Raw genomic sequence first — 20,157 nt, 5'->3', positions numbered from 1 at the left:
GTACGCGGGTGCGTCCGTACGCCCCCGGCCGGCTACCCGGCCAGGCAGGAGGGGCCGAGCAGCACCTTGAGGTCGCCGAAGAGGGCGGGGTCGGGCTGGACCCGGTGCCGGTCCAGGCGCAGCACGGTGGTGGTGCGGGGGCCCTGGAGCTTGATCCGCACTTCGGTGTTGCCCTTGTGGTGGCGCAGGATCTCGCCCAGACGGGTCACCATCGGCGGGGTGACCTTGACGGTCGGGATGGTGAGGACGACGGGGGCGTTGGTGCCGGCGGAGGAGAGGTCGGGGACCATCATCTCCATGGCGACCAGGCGGGGGACGTCCTCGCGCTTGTCGAGGCGGCCCTTGACGAAGACGACGGTGTCCTCGACCAGCTGGGTGGAGACGAGCTGGTAGGTCGCGGGGAAGAACATGCACTCGATGGAGCCGGCCAGGTCCTCGACGGTGGCGATGGCCCAGGCGTTGCCCTGCTTGGTCATCTTGCGCTGGAGGCCCGAGATGATGCCGCCGATGGTGACGACGGCGCCGTCGGAGTGCTCCCCGCCGGTGAGCTGGGAGATCCCCGCGTCCGTCTTGTCGGACAGGACGTGCTCCAGGCCGAAGAGCGGGTGGTCGGAGACGTAGAGGCCGAGCATCTCGCGCTCCTGGGCGAGCAGGTAGGACTTCTCCCACTCGACGTCGGAGAACTCGACGTCGAGGCCGAAGCCGGGCTCGTCGCCGCCGTCCTCTTCACCCATTCCGCCGAACAGGTCGAACTGTCCCTCGGCCTCCTTGCGCTTGACCGCGACCACGTTGTCGATCATCGATTCGTGGTGGGCGACGAGGCCCTTGCGGGTGTGGCCCATCTCGTCGTAGGCGCCGGCCTTGATCAGCGACTCGACGGTGCGCTTGTTGCAGACGACGGCCTCGACCTTGTCGAGGAAGTCGGGGAAGGAGGAGTACTTCCCCTTGGACTTCCTGGTCTTGATGATCGAGTCGACGACGTTCTGTCCGACGTTGCGCACGGCGGTGAGGCCGAAGAGGATCACGTCGTCGCCCTGGGCGGCGAAGTTGGACTCCGACTCGTTCACGTTCGGCGGGAGCACCTTGATGCCCATGCGCCGGCACTCGTTGAGGTAGATCGCGGACTTGTCCTTGTCGTCCTTGACCGAGGTGAGCAGGCCGGCCATGTACTCGGCCGGGAAGTTCGCCTTGAGGTAGGCGGTCCAGTAGGAGACGAGTCCGTACGCGGCCGAGTGGGCCTTGTTGAAGGCGTAGCCGGCGAAGGGGACCAGGACGTCCCAGAGGGCCTTGATCGCCTGGTCGCTGAAGCCGTTCTTGCGGGCGCCCTCCTCGAAGATGACGAAGTTCTTCGCCAGCTCCTCGGGCTTCTTCTTGCCCATGACGCGGCGCAGGATGTCGGCCTCGCCGAGGGAGTACCCGGCGATGATCTGCGCGGCCTTCTGCACCTGCTCCTGGTAGACGATCAGGCCGTAGGTGACCGCGAGCACCTCTTCGAGGGGCTTCTCCAGCTCCGGGTGGATCGGGGTGATCTCCTGCTGCTTGTTCTTGCGCAGGGCGTAGTTCGTGTGCGAGTTCATGCCCATCGGGCCCGGCCGGTAGAGCGCGGACACGGCGGAGATGTCTTCGAAGTTGTCGGGCTTCATCAGGCGCAGCAGGGAGCGCATGGGCCCGCCGTCGAACTGGAACACGCCGAGCGTGTCGCCGCGGCCGAGGAGCTCGAAGGTCTTGGCGTCGTCGAGCGGGAGGGCCAGGAGGTCGATGTCGATCCCCTTGTTGGCCTTCACCATCTTGACGGCGTCGTCCATGATCGTGAGGTTGCGCAGGCCGAGGAAGTCCATCTTCAGCAGGCCGAGCGACTCGCAGCTCGGGTAGTCCCACTGGGTGATGGTGACGCCGTCGGTGTGCCGGACCCAGACCGGTACGTGGTCGGTGATCGTCTCGCTGGACATGATCACGCCGGCGGCGTGCACGCCCATCTGGCGGACCAGGCCCTCGACGCCGCGGGCGGTGTCGATGACCTTCTTCACGTCGGGCTCGTTCTCGTACATCCCGCGGATCTCGCCGGCCTCGCCGTAGCGGGGGTGCTGCGGGTCGAGGATGCCGGAGAGCGGGATGCCCTTGCCGAGGACGTCGGCGGGCATGGCCTTGGTGAGGCGGTCGCCCATGGCGTACGGGTAGCCGAGGACGCGGGCGGAGTCCTTGATCGCGTTCTTGGCCTTGATGGTGCCGTAGGTGCCGATCATGGCGACCTTGTCGGCGCCGTACTTCTCGGTCACGTACCTGATCACCTCGACGCGCCTGCGCTCGTCGAAGTCGATGTCGACGTCGGGCATGGAGACGCGCTCGGGGTTCAGGAAGCGCTCGAAGATCAGGCCGTGCGGGATGGGGTCGAGGTCGGTGATGCCCATGGCGTAGGCGACGATCGAGCCGGCCGCGGAGCCTCGGCCGGGGCCGACCGCGATGCCCTGGTTCTTGGCCCACATGATGAAGTCGGCGACCACGAGGAAGTAGCCGGGGAAGCCCATCGAGATGATCGTGTCCATCTCGTACTCGACCTGCTTCATGCGGTCCTCGGGGATCCCGCCGGGGAAGCGGCGGTGCATGCCGCGCATGGTCTCCTCGCGGAACCAGGTGACCTCGGTGTAGCCGTCCGGGATGTCGAACTTCGGCATCAGGTTCCGGAACTTGAACATGCCCTCGGTGTCGATCTGGTCCGCGACCAGCTTCGTGTTGGCGCAGCCCTCCTGCCAGGCGTCCGAGGAGTCGATGGCGTACATCTCGTCGGTCGACTTCAGGTAGTAGCCGGAGCCGTCGAAGCGGAAGCGGTCGGGGTCCGAGAGGTTCTTGCCGGTCTGGATGCACAGCAGGGCGTCGTGGGCGCCGGCCTCGCTGGCGTAGGTGTAGTGCGAGTCGTTCGTGACCAGCGGCGGGATGCCGAGCTTCTTGCCGATCTCCAGGAGGCCGTCGCGGACCCGGCGCTCGATCTCGATGCCGTGGTCCATCAGCTCCAGGAAGTAGCGGTCCTTGCCGAAGATGTCCTGGTACTCGGAGGCCGACTTCAGGGCCTCGTCGAACTGGCCGAGGCGCAGTCGGGTCTGGAGCTCGCCGGAGGGGCAGCCGGTGGAGGCGATCAGGCCCTCCGACCACTTGCTGATGGTCTCCTTGTCCATGCGCGGCCACTTCGTGAGCCAGCCCTCGGCGTACGCGTCGGAGGACAGCCGGAAGAGGTTGTGCAGGCCGGTGGCGTTCGCCGCCCAGATCGTCTTGTGGGTGTAACCGCCGGAACCGGAGACGTCGTCCCGCTTCTGGTGGGGCTGGCCCCACTGGATGCGGCGCTTGTTGCGCCGGGACTCGGGGGCGACGTACGCCTCGATGCCGATGATCGGGGTGATGCCGGACTTCTGCGCGGTGTGGAAGAAGTCGTACGCCCCGTGGAGGTTGCCGTGGTCGGACATGGCGATGTGCGTCATGCCCATTTCATTGCAGGCAGCGAACATGTCCTTCAGCCGCGCGGCACCGTCCAGCAGCGAGTACTGGGTGTGGACGTGCAGGTGCGTGAACGGCGTCTTGGTCACGGTGGGGGCCTCCTGAGGAGAGAGGGGCGGCAGCTACGAATCCTACGTCGCGGGAATGACAGACACGGGGCACTGACGGGTACGGTCGTCCGTTGCAGAAGTTGCAGAACCGGGAAGACCGGTCCGGCGTCCAGTCGGACAGAAGCCGTACCACCCCTTGCACCAGGAGGCATCCGCCATGGCGGTCACCGAGACCACCGACGAGCAGCGCGCCGAGCAGATACTCGATGTGTTCGACACCGCATTCGGCGAGCTGCTCGCCGCCGACCCCGCCGCCTTCCAGGTCAAGTTCCGGAAGATGGCGGCCTCGGCCTTCGCCTTCTACCGGGGCACGGCCTGCCTCTTCTACGCCGACCTGGAGCGCGACCGGCACGGCGGCCCCTACCTGGACGAGCGCACCGGCCGGGTGTGGATCCACGGCGATCTGCACGCCGAGAACTTCGGCACGTACATGGACGCCAACGGCCGGCTGGTGTTCAACGTGAACGACTTCGACGAGGCGTACGTCGGCCCCTTCACCTGGGACCTCAAGCGCTTCGCCGCCTCCGTCGCACTGATCGGCTACACCAAGGCCCTCAGCGACGAGCAGATCGGCTCCCTCGTGCGGACCTACGCGGCGGCCTACCGGGAGCGGATCCACCAGCTGGCGACCGGCGCCAAGAACGAGGAGGTCCCCTCCTTCACCCTGGACACCGCCGACGGCGCCCTGCTGGGGGCCCTGCGGGCGGCCCGCTCGCGCACCCGCTTCTCCCTGCTGGACTCGATGACGGAGATCCGCGACCACGAGCGCCGCTTCACCTCGGACGGCGGGGCGATCGAGCTGGACGCGGCCACCCGGTACAAGGTGCTGGCCGCCTTCGACGGCTACCTGGAGACCCTGCCGGAGGAGTCGCTGGTGCGCCCGGACTCCTACCGGGTCAAGGACGTGGTGGGCCGCCGGGGCGTGGGCATCGGCTCGGCGGGCCTGCCCTCGTACAACATCCTGCTGGAGGGGCACAGCGACGCCCTGGAGAACGACGTCGTGATCTACCTCAAGCAGGCGCAGACCCCGGCCGTGTCCCGGCACATCACCGACCGGGCGGTCCGGGAGTACTTCCAGCACGAGGGCCACCGCACGGTGATCTCGCAGCGCGCCCTCCAGGCGCACGCCGACCCGTGGCTGGGCTGGACCGAGCTGGACGGGGCCGGGCAGCTGGTCGCGGAGGTGTCCCCGTACGCGGTGGACCTGGACTGGTCGGACCTGGACGACCCGGAGGAGATCGCGGCGGTGGTCGCGGACCTGGGACGGGCCACGGCCACCATGCACGCCTCGGCGGACGAGGCCGAGAGCGGGCAGTCCCTGGTGCCGTTCTCCACGGAGCGGGCCATCGACGCGGTGATCGCCGCCGACGAGGAGGGCTTCCCCGAGCTGCTGGTCGACTTCGCCCACGCCTACGGGGCCCGGGCCCGCGCCGACCACCAGATCTTCGTGGACCTGTTCCGCAACGGCCGGATCATGCCGTAGCCCTCCGGGGGCGTGGTGGCGGCGGGGCGGGCCCGCGGCCGGGGCCCGGGCCCCGGGCCGGGCCCCGGGCCCTGGCCGACAAGGCCCCCCGTCTCCGCCCCCTCACAGGAAGGCATGGCAGACTCGCGGCGATGGACATATCAGGGGTGAGGATCCGGGGGCTGCGGGCCGCGCTGTTCAGCGCGCTCGTCGTGCTGCTCTCGGCCGGGTCCCACGTGCTCATGTCCCGGGTCCCGCTGCCGCCCGCGATGATCGCCGGGGCCTTCGCCGGGGTCTTCGCGATCGCCTACGCGCTGGCCGGCCGGGAGCGGGGCTTCGGCCCGATCGCCGGGCTGCTGGTCCCGCTGGAGCTGGCGGCCGACACCGTGTTCACCGCCGGCCAGCACCTCTGCTACGGCCCCGCCGGCGGGCCGGTGGCCGGGCCGCTGCGCGCCCTGGGCCTGGACGAGCTGTGCGGCGGGACCCCGGTGGGCGGCCCGCTGACCGGGGTGGCCGGGCCGGCCGGGGATCCGGCGGAGCTGCTGGCCTCGCCCGGGCCGTGGACGCCCTGGCTGCTGCTCGGCGCGCACGTCACCGTCGGGCTGGTGGCCGCCGCGTGGCTGCGGCACGGCGAGCGGGCCCTGGTGCGGCTGCTGCGGGCGGTCGCCGCCTTCGCGTTCCGGCCGCTGCTGCTGGCCACCGCCCCGGCCGGGGCCGCCCCCGGGCGGGCCGGGCGGGCGCTGCGGCCGGTGTTCCGCGGCGCGGTGGCCCGTACCCGCTTCCCGGCGCATTCCGTGGGCCGGCGGGGCCCTCCCGTACGCGCGGCGCTCGCGAGCGCCTGAGCACGTACGCGGTAGTCCCCCTCCCTTCCCGTTCCACGGAGATCATCATGAGTGCACGCAACAACCAGCAGAACAAGGCCGCAGCCCGCGAGCGGCTGCGCGTCGAGCGCGAGGCCCAGGCGAAGAAGGACAGGGTCCGCCGCCAGCTGGTGGTGGCCGGCGCGGTCGTCGGCGTCCTCGCGCTGGCCGGCGGTGTCGGCTACGCGGTCGTCCAGGCCAACGAGCCCGGCTACTGGGACAAGGCCGCCAAGGCCGAGCTGGTCAAGCCGAAGAACACCGCGGGCGAGGACGGCCTGACGGTGGTGATCGGCAAGTCCGAGGCGAAGAAGACCCTGGAGCTGTACGAGGACTCGCGCTGCCCGGCCTGCGCCTCGTTCGAGCAGTCGGTGGGCGACCAGGTCAAGAAGGACGTGGAGGCGGGCAAGTACAAGCTCCGCTACTTCGGCGCGACCTTCATCGACAACGGCGTCAAGGGCGAGGGTTCGAAGAACGCCCTGAGCGCGCTGGGCGCGGCCCTGAACGTGAGCCCCGAGGCCTTCCTGGAGTACAAGGGGGCGCTCTACTCGAAGGCGCTGCACCCCGAGGAGACGAACGACGCGTTCGCCAAGGACGACTACCTGCTGAAGGTCGCGGACACCGTCCCGGCGCTGAAGGGCAACGCCGAGTTCAAGAAGGCGGTCCAGGACGGCACGTACGACCGGTGGGCGATGGACATGTCGGCCGCCTTCAACAAGTCCGGGGTGACGGGCACCCCGACGCTGAAGATGGACGGCAAGAAGATCGAGACCCCGGCGACGCCGGAGGCCTTCACCGCGGCGATCGACAAGGCGCTCGCGGGCTGATGACGCGCGGGCTGACGGCCTGACAGATCCGGACATGGCTCCGGAACCGTCCCACAACGGGCGGGCGAACCCTTCGAGTTCGCCCGCCCGTTGCCGTTTCGCACCTGTTCCCAGCCACATACCGATCAGTAATATGATCGGCCGTGACCAGTCATCTCAACCCTCCACACCCGCGCCGCCGTACGGTCGTCCTGGCCGCCGCGGCCACGGCCGCGCTCGCGCCGATCACCCTCGGCGGTCAGGCGGCCCACGCGGCGGGGGCCGCGCCCGCCTTCCTCCACGGCGTCGCCTCCGGCGACCCGCTGCCCGACGGGGTCCTGCTCTGGACCCGCGTCACCCCGACTCCCGAAGCGGTGCCCGGCTCCGGCCTGGGCCCGGCCACCGCGGTGGGCTGGGAGGTGGCCGAGGACAAGGCCTTCTCCCGGATCGTCGCGAGCGGTTCGGTCACCGCGACCGCCGCCTCCGACCACACGGTCAAGGCGGACGTGCGCGGCCTGCGCCCGCAGACCCCGTACTGGTACCGGTTCACCGCCGACGGGACCGTCTCCCCGGCCGGCCGCACCCTGACCGCCCCTGCGGCCGGCACGACCACGCCCGGCATCCGCTTCGGCGTGGTCTCCTGCGCCAACTGGGAGTCCGGCTACTTCTCCGCGTACCGCCACCTGGCCGCCCGCACCGACCTGCACGCGGTGCTGCACCTGGGCGACTACATCTACGAGTACCAGACCGGCGGCTACCCCGAGGCGAAGTACGTCGTACGCCAGCACGAGCCGAAGAACGAGATCGTCTCGCTCACCGACTACCGCACGCGGCACGGCAAGTACAAGACGGACGGCGACCTCCAGGCCCTGCACGCGGCCCATCCGATCGTGGCCATCTGGGACGACCACGAGTTCGCCGACAACTCCTGGTCCGGCGGCGCCGGGAACCACACCCCGGGCGCCGAGGGCGACTGGGCGGCCCGCGCGGCCGCCGCCAAGCAGGCGTACTTCGAGTGGATGCCCGTACGCCCCTCCATCGCGGGCACCGTCTACCGGCGGCTCCAGTTCGGCACCCTCGCCGACCTGCACCTGCTGGACCTGCGCTCCTTCCGCTCGGAACAGGCCAAGACCGGCAGCGGCTCGGTGGACGACCCGGAGCGCTCCATCACCGGGCGGGCCCAGCTGGACTGGCTCAAGTCCGGGCTGGCGGCGTCGAACGCGACCTGGAAGCTGGTCGGCACCTCGGTGATGATCTCACCGGTGGCCTTCGCCTCGCTGCCCGCGCACCTGCTGAAGCCGCTCGCGCACCTGCTGGGCCTGCCCGAGGGCGGGATCGCGGTCAACACGGACCAGTGGGACGGCTACACGGACGACCGCAAGGAACTCCTGGGCCACTTGAAGGACCGGAACATCAAGAACACGGTGTTCCTGACCGGCGACATCCACATGGCGTGGGCGAACGACGTCCCGGTGAACATGGCGACGTACCCGGGTTCGGGCACGGCGGCCACCGAGTTCGTGGTGACCTCGGTGACCTCCGACAACATCGACGACATGCTGCACGTGGCCCCGCACACCCTCTCGGTCGTGGCCGAGGGCGCCGTCAAGGCGGCGAACTGGCACGTTAAGTGGCTGGACATGGACTCGCACGGCTACGGCGTGCTGGACGTGACGGCCGAGCGCTCGCAGATGGACTACTACGTCGTATCCGACAAGCGGAGGCAGGACGCGAGCTCCTCCTGGGCCCGCTCGTACCGCACGCTGAACGGCAGCCAGAAGGTGGAACGGGCCGACCGTCCGGTTAACTGACCCACCGTCAAATCTGCTGCGGAAGGGGGCTTCTGGTGCAGACCAGGAGCCCCATCCGCAACATCGGCAACAAATCTTTAACCTTCGGGTACTTGCCATCTTGATGACATGCACACATAAACTTCCGGCCAGCGTGAGGAAATCCCTCACCCCCCACCACGCTTGCCGAGGAGCCACCGTGCGCGCCGTTGCCCGCATATCCCCCCTTCTCCGCCGCCGCATCATGGGTACGGCCGTCCTGGCCTCCACCCTGGCGTTCGCCCCGCTGACCGCCCCCACCACGGTCGCCGCCGCAGCCCCCAAGACCGGTGCCGAGGCCTGTGCCGAGCAGGGCTCCGCCCCTGCCAACGCCCGCGTCGCCAAGCCCAAGGACGACCACGCGGCCGAGCCCAACGAGGTCACCGAGGCCCAGGTCAAGGCCATGGACGCCGACCTGCAGAAGAAGCTCAAGGGCCTCCAGCTGTCCCCGCAGCAGGTCTTCGGCTCCGGCGCCGGCACCTCCCTCGCCGCCGCCGCCACCAACATCCCGGTGTACGTCCACGTCATCACCTCCGGCACCGCCGGAAAGCTGACCGCCACGGACATCAGCAACCAGATCGCCGTCCTCAACGCCGCCTACAGCGGCAAGGGCACCGGCAACGTCGACTCCGGCTTCCAGTTCACCCTGGCCGGCACCGACTACACCGACAACGCCGCCTGGTACAACGTCTCCGACGGCACCCAGGCCGAGAAGGACATGAAGAACGCCCTGCGCAAGGGCGACAAGAACGCGCTCAACATCTACACCGCCAACCTCGGCGGCGGCCTGCTCGGCTGGGCGACCTTCCCGAGCTCCTACAGCTCCGCGCCCAAGATGGACGGCGTCGTCCTGCTCAACACCTCGCTGCCCGGCGGCTCCGCCGCCAACTACAACGAGGGCGACACCGCCACCCACGAGGTCGGCCACTGGATGGGCCTGTACCACACCTTCCAGGGCGGCTGCACGGGCAGCGGCGACTCCGTCTCCGACACCCCGGCCGAGAAGAGCGCCGCCTTCGAGTGCCCGACCGGCCGCGACTCCTGCACCAGCAAGGCCGGCGTCGACCCGATCCACAACTTCATGGACTACACGTACGACTCCTGCATGTACCAGTTCACCGCGGGCCAGGTCTCGCGCATGAAGAGCATGTGGACCGCCTACCGCGGCTGACCCGCAGGCTCCACCGCACCCACGACGATGCCCCCCGGCGCCCTGCGCCGGGGGGCATCGCCCTGCGTGCCGCGGACCGCGCGCCCTACAGCGTGTCGAGGAACGCCAGCGCGGCCTTCCAGGTCTCCTCCGCCGCCCGCGCGTCGTAGTCCTCCAGGTCCGGGTCCGTGAACAGGTGCCCCGCACCCGCGTAGCCGTGCACCTCCACGTCCGCCCCGGCCCGCCGCATCCGCAGGTACCAGGCCGTCAGCCAGTCGTGCGTCTCGTACGGGTCCGGGTCCGCGATGTGCAGCTGCACCGGCAGCTCGTCGGCCGAGGCGTCCTCGTCCAGGTCCGCCGTGCCGTGCAGGAGCAGCAGCCCGCGCGCCTTGTCGTCGGCCAGCGCCAGGTGCTGCGCGACGGAGCCGCCGAAGGAGAAGCCCGCGTAGACCAGACCCCGGTCCGAGAAGGGGGCCGACGCCAGCACCGCCCGCTTGAGCAGCTCGTCGCGGCCCACCTCCTCCTGGTAGGCCGCGCCCTCCTCGAACGTGGCGAACGTACGGCCCTCGAAGAGGTCCGGCACCTGGACCTCGTGCCCGGCCTCGCGCAGCCGGTCGGCCGCGGCGTGGACCGCGGGCCGCAGCCCGTACGTCGAATGGAAGAGCATGATGTTCATGTCCCCCATCGTGCCATTCCCGCAAAAGCGGGAGTCCCGGGGCGCCCCGTGGATACGTTCTCCGGCATGGAGATGCAGAACGTCCTGCGACCCGCCCTGTTCGTCGGCGCCGCCCTGGTCCTCACCCTCGTCGCCGGCTGGGTGCTCGACCTGCTGCTGCGCAAGGCCGACGCCCGGCACACCGAAACCCCGCTGTGGGGCCTGCTGCGCCGCTGCGGCCCGCCCTTCCGGCTCGTCCTCGGCACCGCGGCGCTCCAGGCCGCGTACCGCCCGGCGGGCATCCTCCCCGCCCACGCGGCCGGGGTCGGGCACGCCCTGACCCTGGTCCAGATCGCCTCGACCGCCTGGCTGCTCGTGGGCATCGCGGCGGCCGTCGTCGAGGCCACGTACGCCCGCTACGCCGCCGCCTCCCCCGACGACGCCCGGGTCCGCCGGGTCCGCACCCAGGTCACCCTGATCCAGCGGGTGCTCACCGCCGTGGCGGTGGTGGTAGCCGCCGCCGCGATGCTGCTGACCTTCCCGCCGATGCGCACGGTCGGCGCCTCGGTGCTGGCCTCCGCCGGGGTGCTCGGCATCGTCGCGGGCATCGCCGCGCAGGCTTCCCTCGGCAACCTCTTCGCCGGGCTGCAGATCGCCTTCGGGGACACCGTGCGCATCGGGGACACGGTGGTCGTGGACAAGGAGTGGGGCCGGGTCGAGGAGATCACCCTGACCTTCCTGGTGGTCCGCACCTGGGACGAGCGCCGGATCACGATGCCGGTCTCGTACTTCACGGGCAAGCCGTACGAGAACTGGTCGCGCGGCGGCGCGCAGATGACCGGCACGGTCTTCTGGCACCTGGACCACTCGGCCCCGCTCCCCCTCATGCGGGACGAGCTCGCCGAGATCCTCAAGGACGTCCCCGAGTGGGACGGCCGCACCGGCAGCCTGGCCGTCACCGACACCACCCCGAACACCATCGTGGTCCGCGCGGTGGTCACGGCGAAGGACGGCGACGACGTGTGGACCGTACGCTGCGCCGTCCGCGAGCGGATGATCGCCTGGCTCGCCGCCCAGCACCCGTACGCCCTCCCCCGCGTCACCACGACGGAAGCGGCCCGCCCGGACCCCGCCTAGCCCGCCGCCCCGCCTACGGGCTGCGCAGGCTTCTCACGTCCAGGTGCCGCAGCACCCGGTCGACGATCTCCGGGTCGGAGCCCGGTTCGCTGCGGGCCGCGAGGACCTCGTGCCGGGCGGCGGACATCATCTCCCGCTGGATGCGCTGCACGTCGCGGATCCGCTCCACCCGCTTCGCGTACGCCTCCCGCCGCTCCTCGTCGACCAGGTCCGGGCTGATCCGGGCCCCGACGTCGTACGCGCGCCGGTACAGGACCTCCACCAGGTCCTCGGGGAGGTCCTCGACCGCCTCGATCTCCTTGAGCCGCCGCTTCGCCGCCTTCGCCGCGCGCAGCGCCAGCCGACGCTCGGTCTCCCGTTCCACGTCCGCGTCCGCTTCCACGCCCAGCCGGCGCACCAGCCACGGCAGGGTCAGCCCCTGGATCACCAGCGTGGCCATGATCACCGCGAAGGCGATGAAGACGATCTCGTCCCGCGCCGGGAAGGGCTCCCCCGAGTCCGTACGGAAGGGCAGGGCCAGCGCCAGTGCCACCGAGGCCACCCCGCGCATGCCGGCCCACCACATCACGAGGCTCTCCCTCCAGCTCAGCGGGATCTCCTCGTCGTAGTCGCGGCGCCGGTGCAGCTTCTTCGCCAGCCAGGCGGCCGGCAGCAGCCAGACCAGCCGTACGCCGACCACCACCGCGATCACCGCCGCCGCCCAGCCTGCCATGGCCCACTCGCGGCCCCGGGCCACCCCGAACACGTTGTGCAGCTCCAGCCCGATCAGCCCGAACGCCACCCCGGTGACCAGCATGTCGACGATCTCCCAGAAGGTGTGCCCGGCGAGCCGCCCCAGCACGTCGTCGGCGTCGCCCGCGTACTCGGCGAGGAACAGGGCCGTGGTCAGCACGGCCAGCACCCCCGAGCCCTGGAGCTCCTCCGCGACCACGTACGCCACGAACGGCACGAGCAGCGTCAGCCCGATCTGGAGGGTGGCGTCGCCGAGCCGGCCCATCAGCCGGTTCGCGGCCCAGCCGAGCCCCAGCCCGACGGCCACCGCCACCACGGCGGACAGCACGAACTCCCCGAGCGCGTCGGGCCAGGAGAAGCTGCCGCTCACGGCGGCGGCGACGGCCACGTGGTAGAGCACGATGGCGGTGACGTCGTTGAACAGGCCCTCGCCCTCAAGGATCGACACCATCCGGCGCGGCAGCCCGAGCGCCCCGGCCACGGCGGTGGCGGCGACGGGGTCGGGCGGGGCGACGAGCGCGCCGAGGGCGACGGCGGCGGCCAGCGGCAGTCCCGGCACGACGGCGTGCGCGACCCCGGCGACGGCGGCGGTGGTCACGAACACCAGGGCCACGGCCAGCAGCAGGATCGGCCGCACGTTGGCGGCGAACTGCCGCCAGGACGTGCGCTGCACGGAGGCGTACAGCAGCGGCGGCAGCACCAGCGGCAGGATGAACTCGGGCGGAACGTCCACGTTGGGCACGGCCGGCACCAGCGCCAGGCCGACCCCCGCGAGGGTCATCAGCACGGGCGCGGGCAGCCCGAGCCGGTCCCCGAGCGGTACGGTCACGACGGCGCCGAGCAGCAGCACGAAGAGCAGAGCGAGCTGATCCACGGCCCCACCCTGCCGCATCCGCGGCTGCGCGGCCCTGAGGCGCGGTGGCTGCGCGCGTACCGCTGCGGGGCTGGATATTCGCTGCGCGAATCCAGCCCGCGCGGCGTTTGAGCGCAACGGGGTCAGGGGCGGATCCCCTGGGAACGGTGGAAGGGCGGGTAGGGGACGGCCGCGCGCAGCGGTACGCGCGCAGCCACCGCACCGGCCCCGCGCAGCGGCCGGCCTACCCCGCTACGGCAGAGCCTTGCGCATCGCCCGGTGCGGAATACCCGCGTCCTCGAACTCCGCCCCGTACGCCTCGTACCCCAGCCGCTCGTAGAAGCCCAGCGCATGCGTCTGCGCCCCCAGCGAGACCACCGCCAGCCCCCGCCGCCCGGCCTCCGCCTCGATCGCACGGACCAGCGCCACCCCGACGCCGAGCCCGCGCGCGGACTTGCGTACGGCCAGCCGGCCCAGGGAGCCGACCTCCGGGGAGCCTGTCTTGGACAGGGCCTCGGGCCCGTACAGCAGCCGGCCGGTACCCAGCGGCTCCCCGTCCGGGCCGGTGGCCAGCACGTGCACCGCGACCGCGTCGTACGCGTCGTACTCGATCGATTCCGGCACGGACTGCTCCACCACGAACACCTCGGTCCGCACGGAGTAGCAGGCCGCCAGGTCGGCCTCCGAGGAGGCCAGCCGGACGGAGATCACTGGCTCTCGGCCCGGATGACGTCCAGCGCGTGCTGCAGGTCCGCCGGGTAGCCGCTCTCGAACTCCACCCACTGCCCGTCGGCGGGGTGCTCGAAGCCGAGCCGCACCGCGTGCAGCCACTGCCGGGTCAGGCCCAGCCGCTTCGCGACGGTCGGGTCGGCCCCGTAGGTCAGGTCGCCGACGCAGGGGTGGCGGTGCGCGGACATGTGCACGCGGATCTGGTGCGTGCGGCCCGTCTCCAGCTTGATGTCCAGCAGCGACGCGGCCCGGAACGCCTCGATGAGGTCGTAGTGGGTGACCGACGCCTTGCCGTCCTGGGTCACCGCCCACTTGTAGTCGGCGCTGGGGTGGCGCCCGATCGGCGCGTCGATGGTGCCGCTCATCGGGTCCGGGTGGCCCTGCACCAGCGCGTGGTAGCGCTTGTCGACGACCCGCTCGCGGAACTGGTTCTTCAGCGAGGTGTAGGCGCGCTCGGACTTGGCCACGGCCATCAGGCCGGAGGTGCCGACGTCGAGGCGGTGCACGATGCCCTGGCGCTCGGAGGCGCCGGAGGTGGAGATCCGGTAGCCGGCGGCGGCGAGGCCGCCGATGACGGTGGTGCCGGTCCAGCCGGGGCTCGGGTGGGCGGCGACGCCGACCGGCTTCATGATGACGACGATGTCGTCGTCGTCGTGGATGATCTCCATGCCGGGCACGGGCTCGGCCACGAGCTCGACGGGCCGCGGCGGGGCGGGCATCTCGACTTCCAGCCAGGCGCCGCCGTGGACGCGCTCGGACTTGCCGACGACGCTGCCGTCGACCGAGACCTTCCCCTCCGCCGCCAGCTCGGCCGCCTTCGTCCGGGAGAAACCGAACATACGGGCGATGGCGGCGTCGACGCGCTCGCCTTCGAGGCCATCGGGAACGGGCAGGGTGCGGATCTCGGGAATCGTACTCACCTGTCGAGTATGCAGGACTCGGCAGAGGAGCACGCCCGCCCGGGCTCCGCGATCAGTCCTTGTGGACGGTGCCGTCCGGGTCCAGGCCCTTGAAGGACAGCAGGACGATCAGGATCCCGCCGCACACGATCGCCGAGTCCGCCAGGTTGAACACGGCGAAGTGGGCCGGCGCGATGAAGTCGACGACCGCGCCCCGGAAAACGCCCGGCGAACGGAAGATCCGGTCGGTGAGGTTGCCCAGCGCACCGCCCAGCAACAGGCCCAGGGCGATCGCCCACGGCAGGCTGTACAGCTTGCGGGCCAGCCGGACGATCACCACGATCACGGTCGCCGCGATCACGGTGAAGATGATCGTGAAGGCCTCGCCGAAGCCGAAGGCGGCGCCGGGGTTGCGGATGGCGGAGAACTTCAGCCACTCGCCGATGATCTCGATCGGCGGCTGGTGCTCCAGCTTGGCCACGACGACCATCTTGCTGCCGAGGTCGAGCAGGTACGCGAGCACCGCGACGACCAGCAGCGCCGCGATCCGCCTGCGCCCCCGGGGCGCGGCGGGCTCCGACTGCGGCTCGGCGTCGTCCCCGACCTCCGGCATACCGATGATGCGCTCCGCCTCTGCCACGTGAGTCCCTCGAACTAGCTCGAACCAGGTACGGGAACCTTCATCCCGACGAGACACGAGAGTACGTCAGTACGCGTAGGTCCTGGCTAGTGCCTGCGCTCCTGCTTCTGCTTGCAGTCCACGCACAGCGTCGCCCTAGGGAAGGCCTGCATGCGCGCCTTGCCGATGGGCCGGCCGCAGTTCTCGCAGAGGCCGTACGTGCCCGCCTCCAGCCGCTCCAGGGCCCGCTCGGTCTGTTCCAGCATCGAGGTGGCGTTCGCGGCGAGGGCCAGCTCGGACTCCCGGGTGATGTTCTTGGTGCCGGTGTCGGCCTGGTCGTCGCCCGCGCCGTCGCCGGAGTCCCGCATCAGGCCGGAGATGGCGACCTCGGAGGCGTCCAGCTCGGCCCGCAGCCGCAGCACCTCGCTCTCCAGCTCGGCCCGCGCCTCCGCGACCTCCTCGGGGGTCCAGGGGTCCTCCCCCTGGCGGACGGCGAGTTCGCCGGGGGCCGTGGCGGCCTTCACCCTGGGGAGCCCGCTGGTGGCGGTTCCGGCCGTCTTCCTGGCCGTACCCGCAGTCTTCTTGGCAACCACTTTCCGAGCTCCCGTCTTCCGCGCGGCCGGGGCCGCCCCCTCGGACGCGACCGTCTTGGCCGCGGCCTTGCTCGTGGTACGCCCGGCCGCCGTCTTCCCGGCCACCGCCGTCTTCTCTGCCGGAGCCGCCGCGGCCGCCGCCTTCTTGGCCGGAGCCTTCTTGGCCGCCGCCTTCTTGGCCGGAGCCTCCGCAGCCGCCGCCTTCTTGGCCGGAGCCTTCTTGGCCGCCGCCTTCTTGGCCGGAGCCTCCGCAGCCGCCGCCTTCTTGGCCGGGGTCTTCTTGGCCGGCGCCTTCTTGGCCGGCGCCTTCTTGGCCGCTGCCGTCTTGGCCGGGGCCTTCTTGGCAGCCGTCTTCCCGGCCGGGGCCGCCTCGGCCGCCGCTTCCTCGACCGCGGGCTCGGCCACCTCCCGTGTCCCCGTCTTCTTCGCCACCATGCCCGCGGCCCCTTTTCACATACTGTGATCTTGTTCGCAGATCGTGCCGGAACGATAAATCGCCTCCGACCCCACGGCAACGGGGCACGCGTCCGTCGAGGTCAACCTGCATCCGTTGTGCCCAGCGGGGAGCCCCGTAATCCGCCCCACCCGCCCCGGTGGATCCCCAAGCCGCCCGTCAGCCCATCCGGGTCACGCCGCCACCCGCCCCGCGACGCGCCGCCGGGCCCCGCAAAAGCGGTCTGCCGACCCGCGCCCCGGCCCGTACACTGGGCGCAGCGAAAGGCATGGATGGGGACGAGTAGCGTCGGACGCAGCCAGGAGCGACCCGGGGACGGTGAGAGCCCGGGGGCGAGCGCGACGTGAAGGATCACCCCGGAGCCGCCGGAAGAAAGCCCGCACGGATCCCCGTACGGCGAGTAGAACCGGCTTCGCACCCCAATGAGGGGGCCGCCGGACCCGTCCGGAGGCCAAGGAGGGTGGTACCGCGGGAGCAGCAGACGCTCTCGTCCCTCCGGACGGAAGTGACACCCCGCCGGAGGAAGAGTTCAGCCTCATGACCACACCGCCCCAGTACCGTCCGGTACCCGCCCAGGTCGACCTGCCCGCCCTGGAACACGCCGTCCTCGACTTCTGGCGCGAGAGCAAGACCTTCGCCAAGACGCTTGAGCAGTCCGAGGGCCGCCCCGAGTGGGTCTTCTACGAGGGCCCGCCGACCGCGAACGGCATGCCCGGCGCGCACCACATCGAGGCCCGCGTCTTCAAGGACGTCTTCCCCCGCTTCCGTACCATGCGCGGCTACCACGTGGCCCGCAAGGCCGGCTGGGACTGCCACGGCCTGCCCGTGGAGCTGGCCGTCGAGAAGGAACTGGGCTTCAACGGCAAGCAGGACATCGAGGCGTACGGCATCGCCGAGTTCAACGCCAAGTGCCGCGAGTCCGTGACCCGCCACACCGACGCGTTCACCGAGCTCACGACCCGCATGGGCTACTGGGTCGACCTGGACGACGCCTACCGGACCATGGACCCCGAGTACGTCGAGTCCGTCTGGTGGTCGCTGAAGGAGATCTTCAACAAGGGCCTGCTCACCCAGGACCACCGCGTGGCCCCCTGGTGCCCGCGCTGCGGCACCGGCCTGTCGGACCACGAGCTCGCCCAGGGCTACGAGACGGTCGTCGACCCCTCCGTCTACGTCCGCTTCCCGCTGACCTCCGGCCCGCTGGCCGGCGAGGCGGCGCTGGTCGTGTGGACCACCACCCCCTGGACCCTGGTCTCCAACACCGCCGTCGCGGCCCACCCCGAGGTCACGTACGTGGTCGCCACGGACGGCAACGAGAAGCTGGTCGTCGCCCAGCCGCTGCTGGAGAAGGCTCTCGGCGAGGGCTGGGAGGCCACCGGCCAGTCCTTCACCGGCAAGGAGATGGAGCGCTGGGCCTACCAGCGCCCCTTCGAGCTGGTCGAGTTCCCCGAGCCGGCCCACTACGTGGTCAACGCCGAGTACGTCACCACCGAGGACGGCACCGGTCTGGTGCACCAGGCTCCGGCCTTCGGCGCCGACGACCTCGCGGTCTGCCGCGCGTACGGCATGCCGGTCGTGAACCCGGTCCGCGCCGACGGCACCTTCGAGGAGGAGGTCCCGCTGGTCGGCGGCGTCTTCTTCAAGAAGGCCGACGAGCGCCTGACCGCCGACCTGGACGCGCGCGGCCTGCTCTTCAAGCACATCGCCTACGAGCACAGCTACCCGCACTGCTGGCGCTGCCACACCGCGCTGCTCTACTACGCGCAGCCGTCCTGGTACGTCCGCACCACCGCCGTCAAGGACGCGATGCTGCGGGAGAACGAGAAGACGAACTGGTTCCCGGACTCGGTCAAGCAGGGCCGCTTCGGCGACTGGCTGAACAACAACATCGACTGGGCTCTCTCCCGCAACCGCTACTGGGGCACCCCGCTGCCGATCTGGCGCTGCGAGGAGGACCACCTCACCTGCGTCGGCTCCCGCGCGGAGCTGAGCGAGCTGTCCGGGCAGGACCACTCGGCCCTGGACCCGCACCGCCCGTACATCGACGACGTGACCTTCCCCTGCACGGCCGAGGGCTGCTCCCTGACCGCCGTCCGCGTCCCGGAGGTCATCGACGCCTGGTACGACTCGGGCTCGATGCCGTTCGCGCAGTGGGGCTACCCGTACAAGAACAAGGAGATCTTCGAGAAGCGCTACCCGGCGCAGTTCATCTCGGAGGCCATCGACCAGACGCGCGGCTGGTTCTACACGCTGATGGCGGTCGGCACCCTCGTCTTCGACAAGTCGTCCTACGAGAACGTGGTCTGCCTGGGCCACATCCTCGCCGAGGACGGCCGCAAGATGTCCAAGCACCTGGGCAACATCCTCCAGCCGATCCCGCTCATGGACCAGCACGGCGCCGACGCGGTGCGCTGGTTCATGGCGGCCGGCGGCTCCCCGTGGGCGGCGCGCCGCGTCGGCCACGGCACGATCCAGGAGGTCGTCCGCAAGACGCTCCTCACGTACTGGAACACGGTGGCCTTCCAGGCCCTGTACGCCCGTACGTCGAACTGGGCGCCCTCCGCCGCCGACCCGGCGCCGGCCGACCGCACGGTCCTGGACCGCTGGCTGCTCTCCGAGCTCCACACCCTCGTCTCCGAGGTCACGGACGCGATGGAGGCCTACGACACCCAGCGCGCGGGCAAGCTGCTCTCCGCCTTCGTGGACGACCTGTCCAACTGGTACGTGCGCCGCTCGCGCCGCCGGTTCTGGCAGGGCGATGCGGCCGCGCTGCGCACGCTGCACGACGTGGTCGAGACGGTGACCCGCCTGATGGCCCCGCTGACCCCCTTCATCACGGAGCGGGTCTGGCAGGACATGATCGTTCCGGTCACCCCGGACGCGCCGGAGTCGGTGCACCTGTCCACCTGGCCGGTGGCCGACGCCTCGGCGATCGACCCGGTCCTCTCGCAGCAGATGCTGCTGGTGCGCCGGCTCGTGGAGCTGGGCCGCGCCACCCGCGCCGAGTCCGGAGTCAAGACCCGCCAGCCGCTGTCGCGCGCGCTGGTCGGGGCGGTGGGCTTCGACGCCCTGTCCCCGGAGCTCCAGGCGCAGATCACGGAGGAGCTGAACGTCTCCTCCCTGGCCTCCCTGTCCGAGGTCGGCGGCTCGCTGGTGGACACCACGGCCAAGGCCAACTTCCGGGCGCTGGGCAAGCGCTTCGGCAAGGGCGTCCAGGACGTCGCGAAGGCCGTGGCCGCGGCGGACGCGGCCGCGCTGTCGCTGGCCCTGCGGTCCGGCTCGGCGACCATCACGCTGAACGGCGAGGAGATCTCCCTCTCCCCGGAGGAGGTCATCATCACCGAGACCCCGCGCGAGGGCTGGTCGGTGGCCTCGGACTCCGGTGCGACGGTCGCCCTCGACCTGGAGATCACCCCGGAGCTGCGGCTGGCGGGCCTGGCCCGTGACGCGATCCGGCTGATCCAGGAGGCCCGGAAGAACTCCGGCCTGGACGTGGCGGACCGCATCGCCCTGCGGTGGTCCTCGTCGGACCCGGAGGTCGTGACGGCCCTGACGGACCACGCGGCCCTGATCTCGGACGAGGTCCTCGCCACGGACTACGCGTCCGGCGAAGCCGACGGCTCCTTCGGAGCCCCGTTCACGGACGAGTCCCTCTCCCTGACGTTCCGCCTCCGCAAGGCGTAGCCCCAGGCCGAAGCGGCCCGCACCCCCGCCGGGGGTGCGGGCCGCTTCGCCGTTCCCGCCGCTGGTAGCCGCTGCGCGGGGCCGGTCCCCTACCCTCCCCCG

General features: G+C 71.0%; 14 protein-coding genes. 7 read left to right on the top strand and 7 right to left on the bottom strand.

What is annotated here, in order from left to right:
* Positions 1-32: 32 nt before the first annotated feature.
* A complete protein-coding gene (dnaE, locus tag OG553_RS24860; RefSeq protein ID WP_405981102.1) occupies positions 33-3,575 on the bottom strand; it encodes a DNA polymerase III subunit alpha in 3,543 nt (1,180 codons plus the stop codon).
* A 178-nt stretch (positions 3,576-3,753) separates the two neighbouring features.
* On the opposite strand from dnaE, the gene OG553_RS24855 reads away from it, so the two are divergent.
* The 5 genes from OG553_RS24855 to OG553_RS24835 all read left to right on the top strand — a co-directional run bounded on the left by OG553_RS24855 (position 3,754) and on the right by OG553_RS24835 (position 9,721).
* Positions 3,754-5,079 (top strand): DUF2252 domain-containing protein, encoded by a 1,326-nt coding sequence (locus tag OG553_RS24855; RefSeq protein WP_405981101.1) that lies wholly within the window; start codon positions 3,754-3,756, stop codon positions 5,077-5,079.
* Between the two features lie 131 nt (positions 5,080-5,210).
* Positions 5,211-5,900 (top strand): hypothetical protein, encoded by a 690-nt coding sequence (locus OG553_RS24850; RefSeq protein WP_405981100.1) that lies wholly within the window; start codon positions 5,211-5,213, stop codon positions 5,898-5,900.
* A gap of 47 nt (positions 5,901-5,947) precedes the next feature.
* On the top strand, positions 5,948-6,742 hold the full coding sequence (locus tag OG553_RS24845) for a DsbA family protein (RefSeq protein WP_405981099.1): 795 nt from the start codon (positions 5,948-5,950) through the stop codon (positions 6,740-6,742).
* A gap of 143 nt (positions 6,743-6,885) precedes the next feature.
* Positions 6,886-8,532, top strand: coding sequence for an alkaline phosphatase D family protein (locus tag OG553_RS24840; protein ID WP_405981098.1), 1,647 nt, complete (start codon positions 6,886-6,888; stop codon positions 8,530-8,532).
* A gap of 223 nt (positions 8,533-8,755) precedes the next feature.
* Positions 8,756-9,721 carry a zinc metalloprotease gene (locus OG553_RS24835; protein WP_405983127.1) on the top strand — a complete coding sequence of 322 codons (966 nt, stop codon included), beginning with the start codon at positions 8,756-8,758 and terminating at the stop codon, positions 9,719-9,721.
* Between the two features lie 85 nt (positions 9,722-9,806).
* Here OG553_RS24835 and OG553_RS24830 read toward each other — a convergent pair whose 3' ends face one another.
* Positions 9,807-10,385: a dienelactone hydrolase family protein gene (locus tag OG553_RS24830; RefSeq protein ID WP_405981097.1), complete on the bottom strand. Its 579-nt coding sequence runs from the start codon at positions 10,383-10,385 to the stop codon at positions 9,807-9,809.
* 63 nt (positions 10,386-10,448) lie between these two features.
* Here OG553_RS24830 and OG553_RS24825 point away from each other — a divergent pair, with 63 nt between their 5' ends.
* The gene (locus OG553_RS24825; protein WP_405983126.1) at positions 10,449-11,492 is read left to right on the top strand and encodes a mechanosensitive ion channel family protein; all 1,044 of its coding nucleotides are present in this window, start codon (positions 10,449-10,451) and stop codon (positions 11,490-11,492) included.
* A 13-nt stretch (positions 11,493-11,505) separates the two neighbouring features.
* Here OG553_RS24825 and OG553_RS24820 read toward each other — a convergent pair whose 3' ends face one another.
* The 5 genes from OG553_RS24820 to OG553_RS24800 all read right to left on the bottom strand — a co-directional run bounded on the left by OG553_RS24820 (position 11,506) and on the right by OG553_RS24800 (position 16,352).
* Entirely contained in the window at positions 11,506-13,098 is a 1,593-nt protein-coding gene (locus tag OG553_RS24820; protein ID WP_405981096.1) for a Na+/H+ antiporter, read from the bottom strand.
* Between the two features lie 231 nt (positions 13,099-13,329).
* Complete coding sequence (locus tag OG553_RS24815; protein WP_405981095.1) at positions 13,330-13,788, bottom strand: GNAT family N-acetyltransferase; 459 nt, start codon at positions 13,786-13,788, stop codon at positions 13,330-13,332.
* Entirely contained in the window at positions 13,785-14,726 is a 942-nt protein-coding gene (locus OG553_RS24810; protein ID WP_405981094.1) for an RluA family pseudouridine synthase, read from the bottom strand. Before OG553_RS24810 ends, OG553_RS24815 begins: the two co-directional genes overlap by 4 nt.
* A 52-nt stretch (positions 14,727-14,778) precedes the next feature.
* A complete protein-coding gene (gene lspA, locus OG553_RS24805) occupies positions 14,779-15,345 on the bottom strand; it encodes a signal peptidase II (protein WP_401252788.1) in 567 nt (188 codons plus the stop codon).
* 86 nt (positions 15,346-15,431) lie between these two features.
* The gene (locus OG553_RS24800; RefSeq protein ID WP_405981093.1) at positions 15,432-16,352 is read right to left on the bottom strand and encodes a TraR/DksA family transcriptional regulator; all 921 of its coding nucleotides are present in this window, start codon (positions 16,350-16,352) and stop codon (positions 15,432-15,434) included.
* Positions 16,353-16,908: 556 nt separating this feature from the next.
* Between OG553_RS24800 and ileS the strand changes: the two genes are divergently transcribed.
* On the top strand, positions 16,909-20,055 hold the full coding sequence (gene ileS, locus OG553_RS24795) for an isoleucine--tRNA ligase (RefSeq protein ID WP_405981092.1): 3,147 nt from the start codon (positions 16,909-16,911) through the stop codon (positions 20,053-20,055).
* Positions 20,056-20,157 lie beyond the last annotated feature (102 nt).

This window comes from Streptomyces sp. NBC_00158 (assembly GCF_045160885.1).
Taxonomy (GTDB): Bacteria; Actinomycetota; Actinomycetes; order Streptomycetales; family Streptomycetaceae; genus Streptomyces.
This window is presented reverse-complemented; position numbering and strand designations above follow the sequence as displayed.

Excerpts from the sequence above, each read along its gene's own strand:
- OG553_RS24800 (WP_405981093.1), bottom strand. The coding sequence starts at position 16,352 with ATGGTGGCGAAGAAGACGGGGACACGGGAGGTGGCCGAGCCCGCGGTC.
- ileS (WP_405981092.1), top strand. The coding sequence starts at position 16,909 with ATGACCACACCGCCCCAGTACCGTCCGGTACCCGCCCAGGTCGACCTG.
- OG553_RS24850 (WP_405981100.1), top strand. The coding sequence starts at position 5,211 with ATGGACATATCAGGGGTGAGGATCCGGGGGCTGCGGGCCGCGCTGTTC.
- OG553_RS24845 (WP_405981099.1), top strand. The coding sequence starts at position 5,948 with ATGAGTGCACGCAACAACCAGCAGAACAAGGCCGCAGCCCGCGAGCGG.
- OG553_RS24855 (WP_405981101.1), top strand. The coding sequence starts at position 3,754 with ATGGCGGTCACCGAGACCACCGACGAGCAGCGCGCCGAGCAGATACTC.
- OG553_RS24825 (WP_405983126.1), top strand. The coding sequence starts at position 10,449 with ATGCAGAACGTCCTGCGACCCGCCCTGTTCGTCGGCGCCGCCCTGGTC.
- OG553_RS24830 (WP_405981097.1), bottom strand. The coding sequence starts at position 10,385 with ATGGGGGACATGAACATCATGCTCTTCCATTCGACGTACGGGCTGCGG.
- OG553_RS24835 (WP_405983127.1), top strand. The coding sequence starts at position 8,756 with ATGGGTACGGCCGTCCTGGCCTCCACCCTGGCGTTCGCCCCGCTGACC.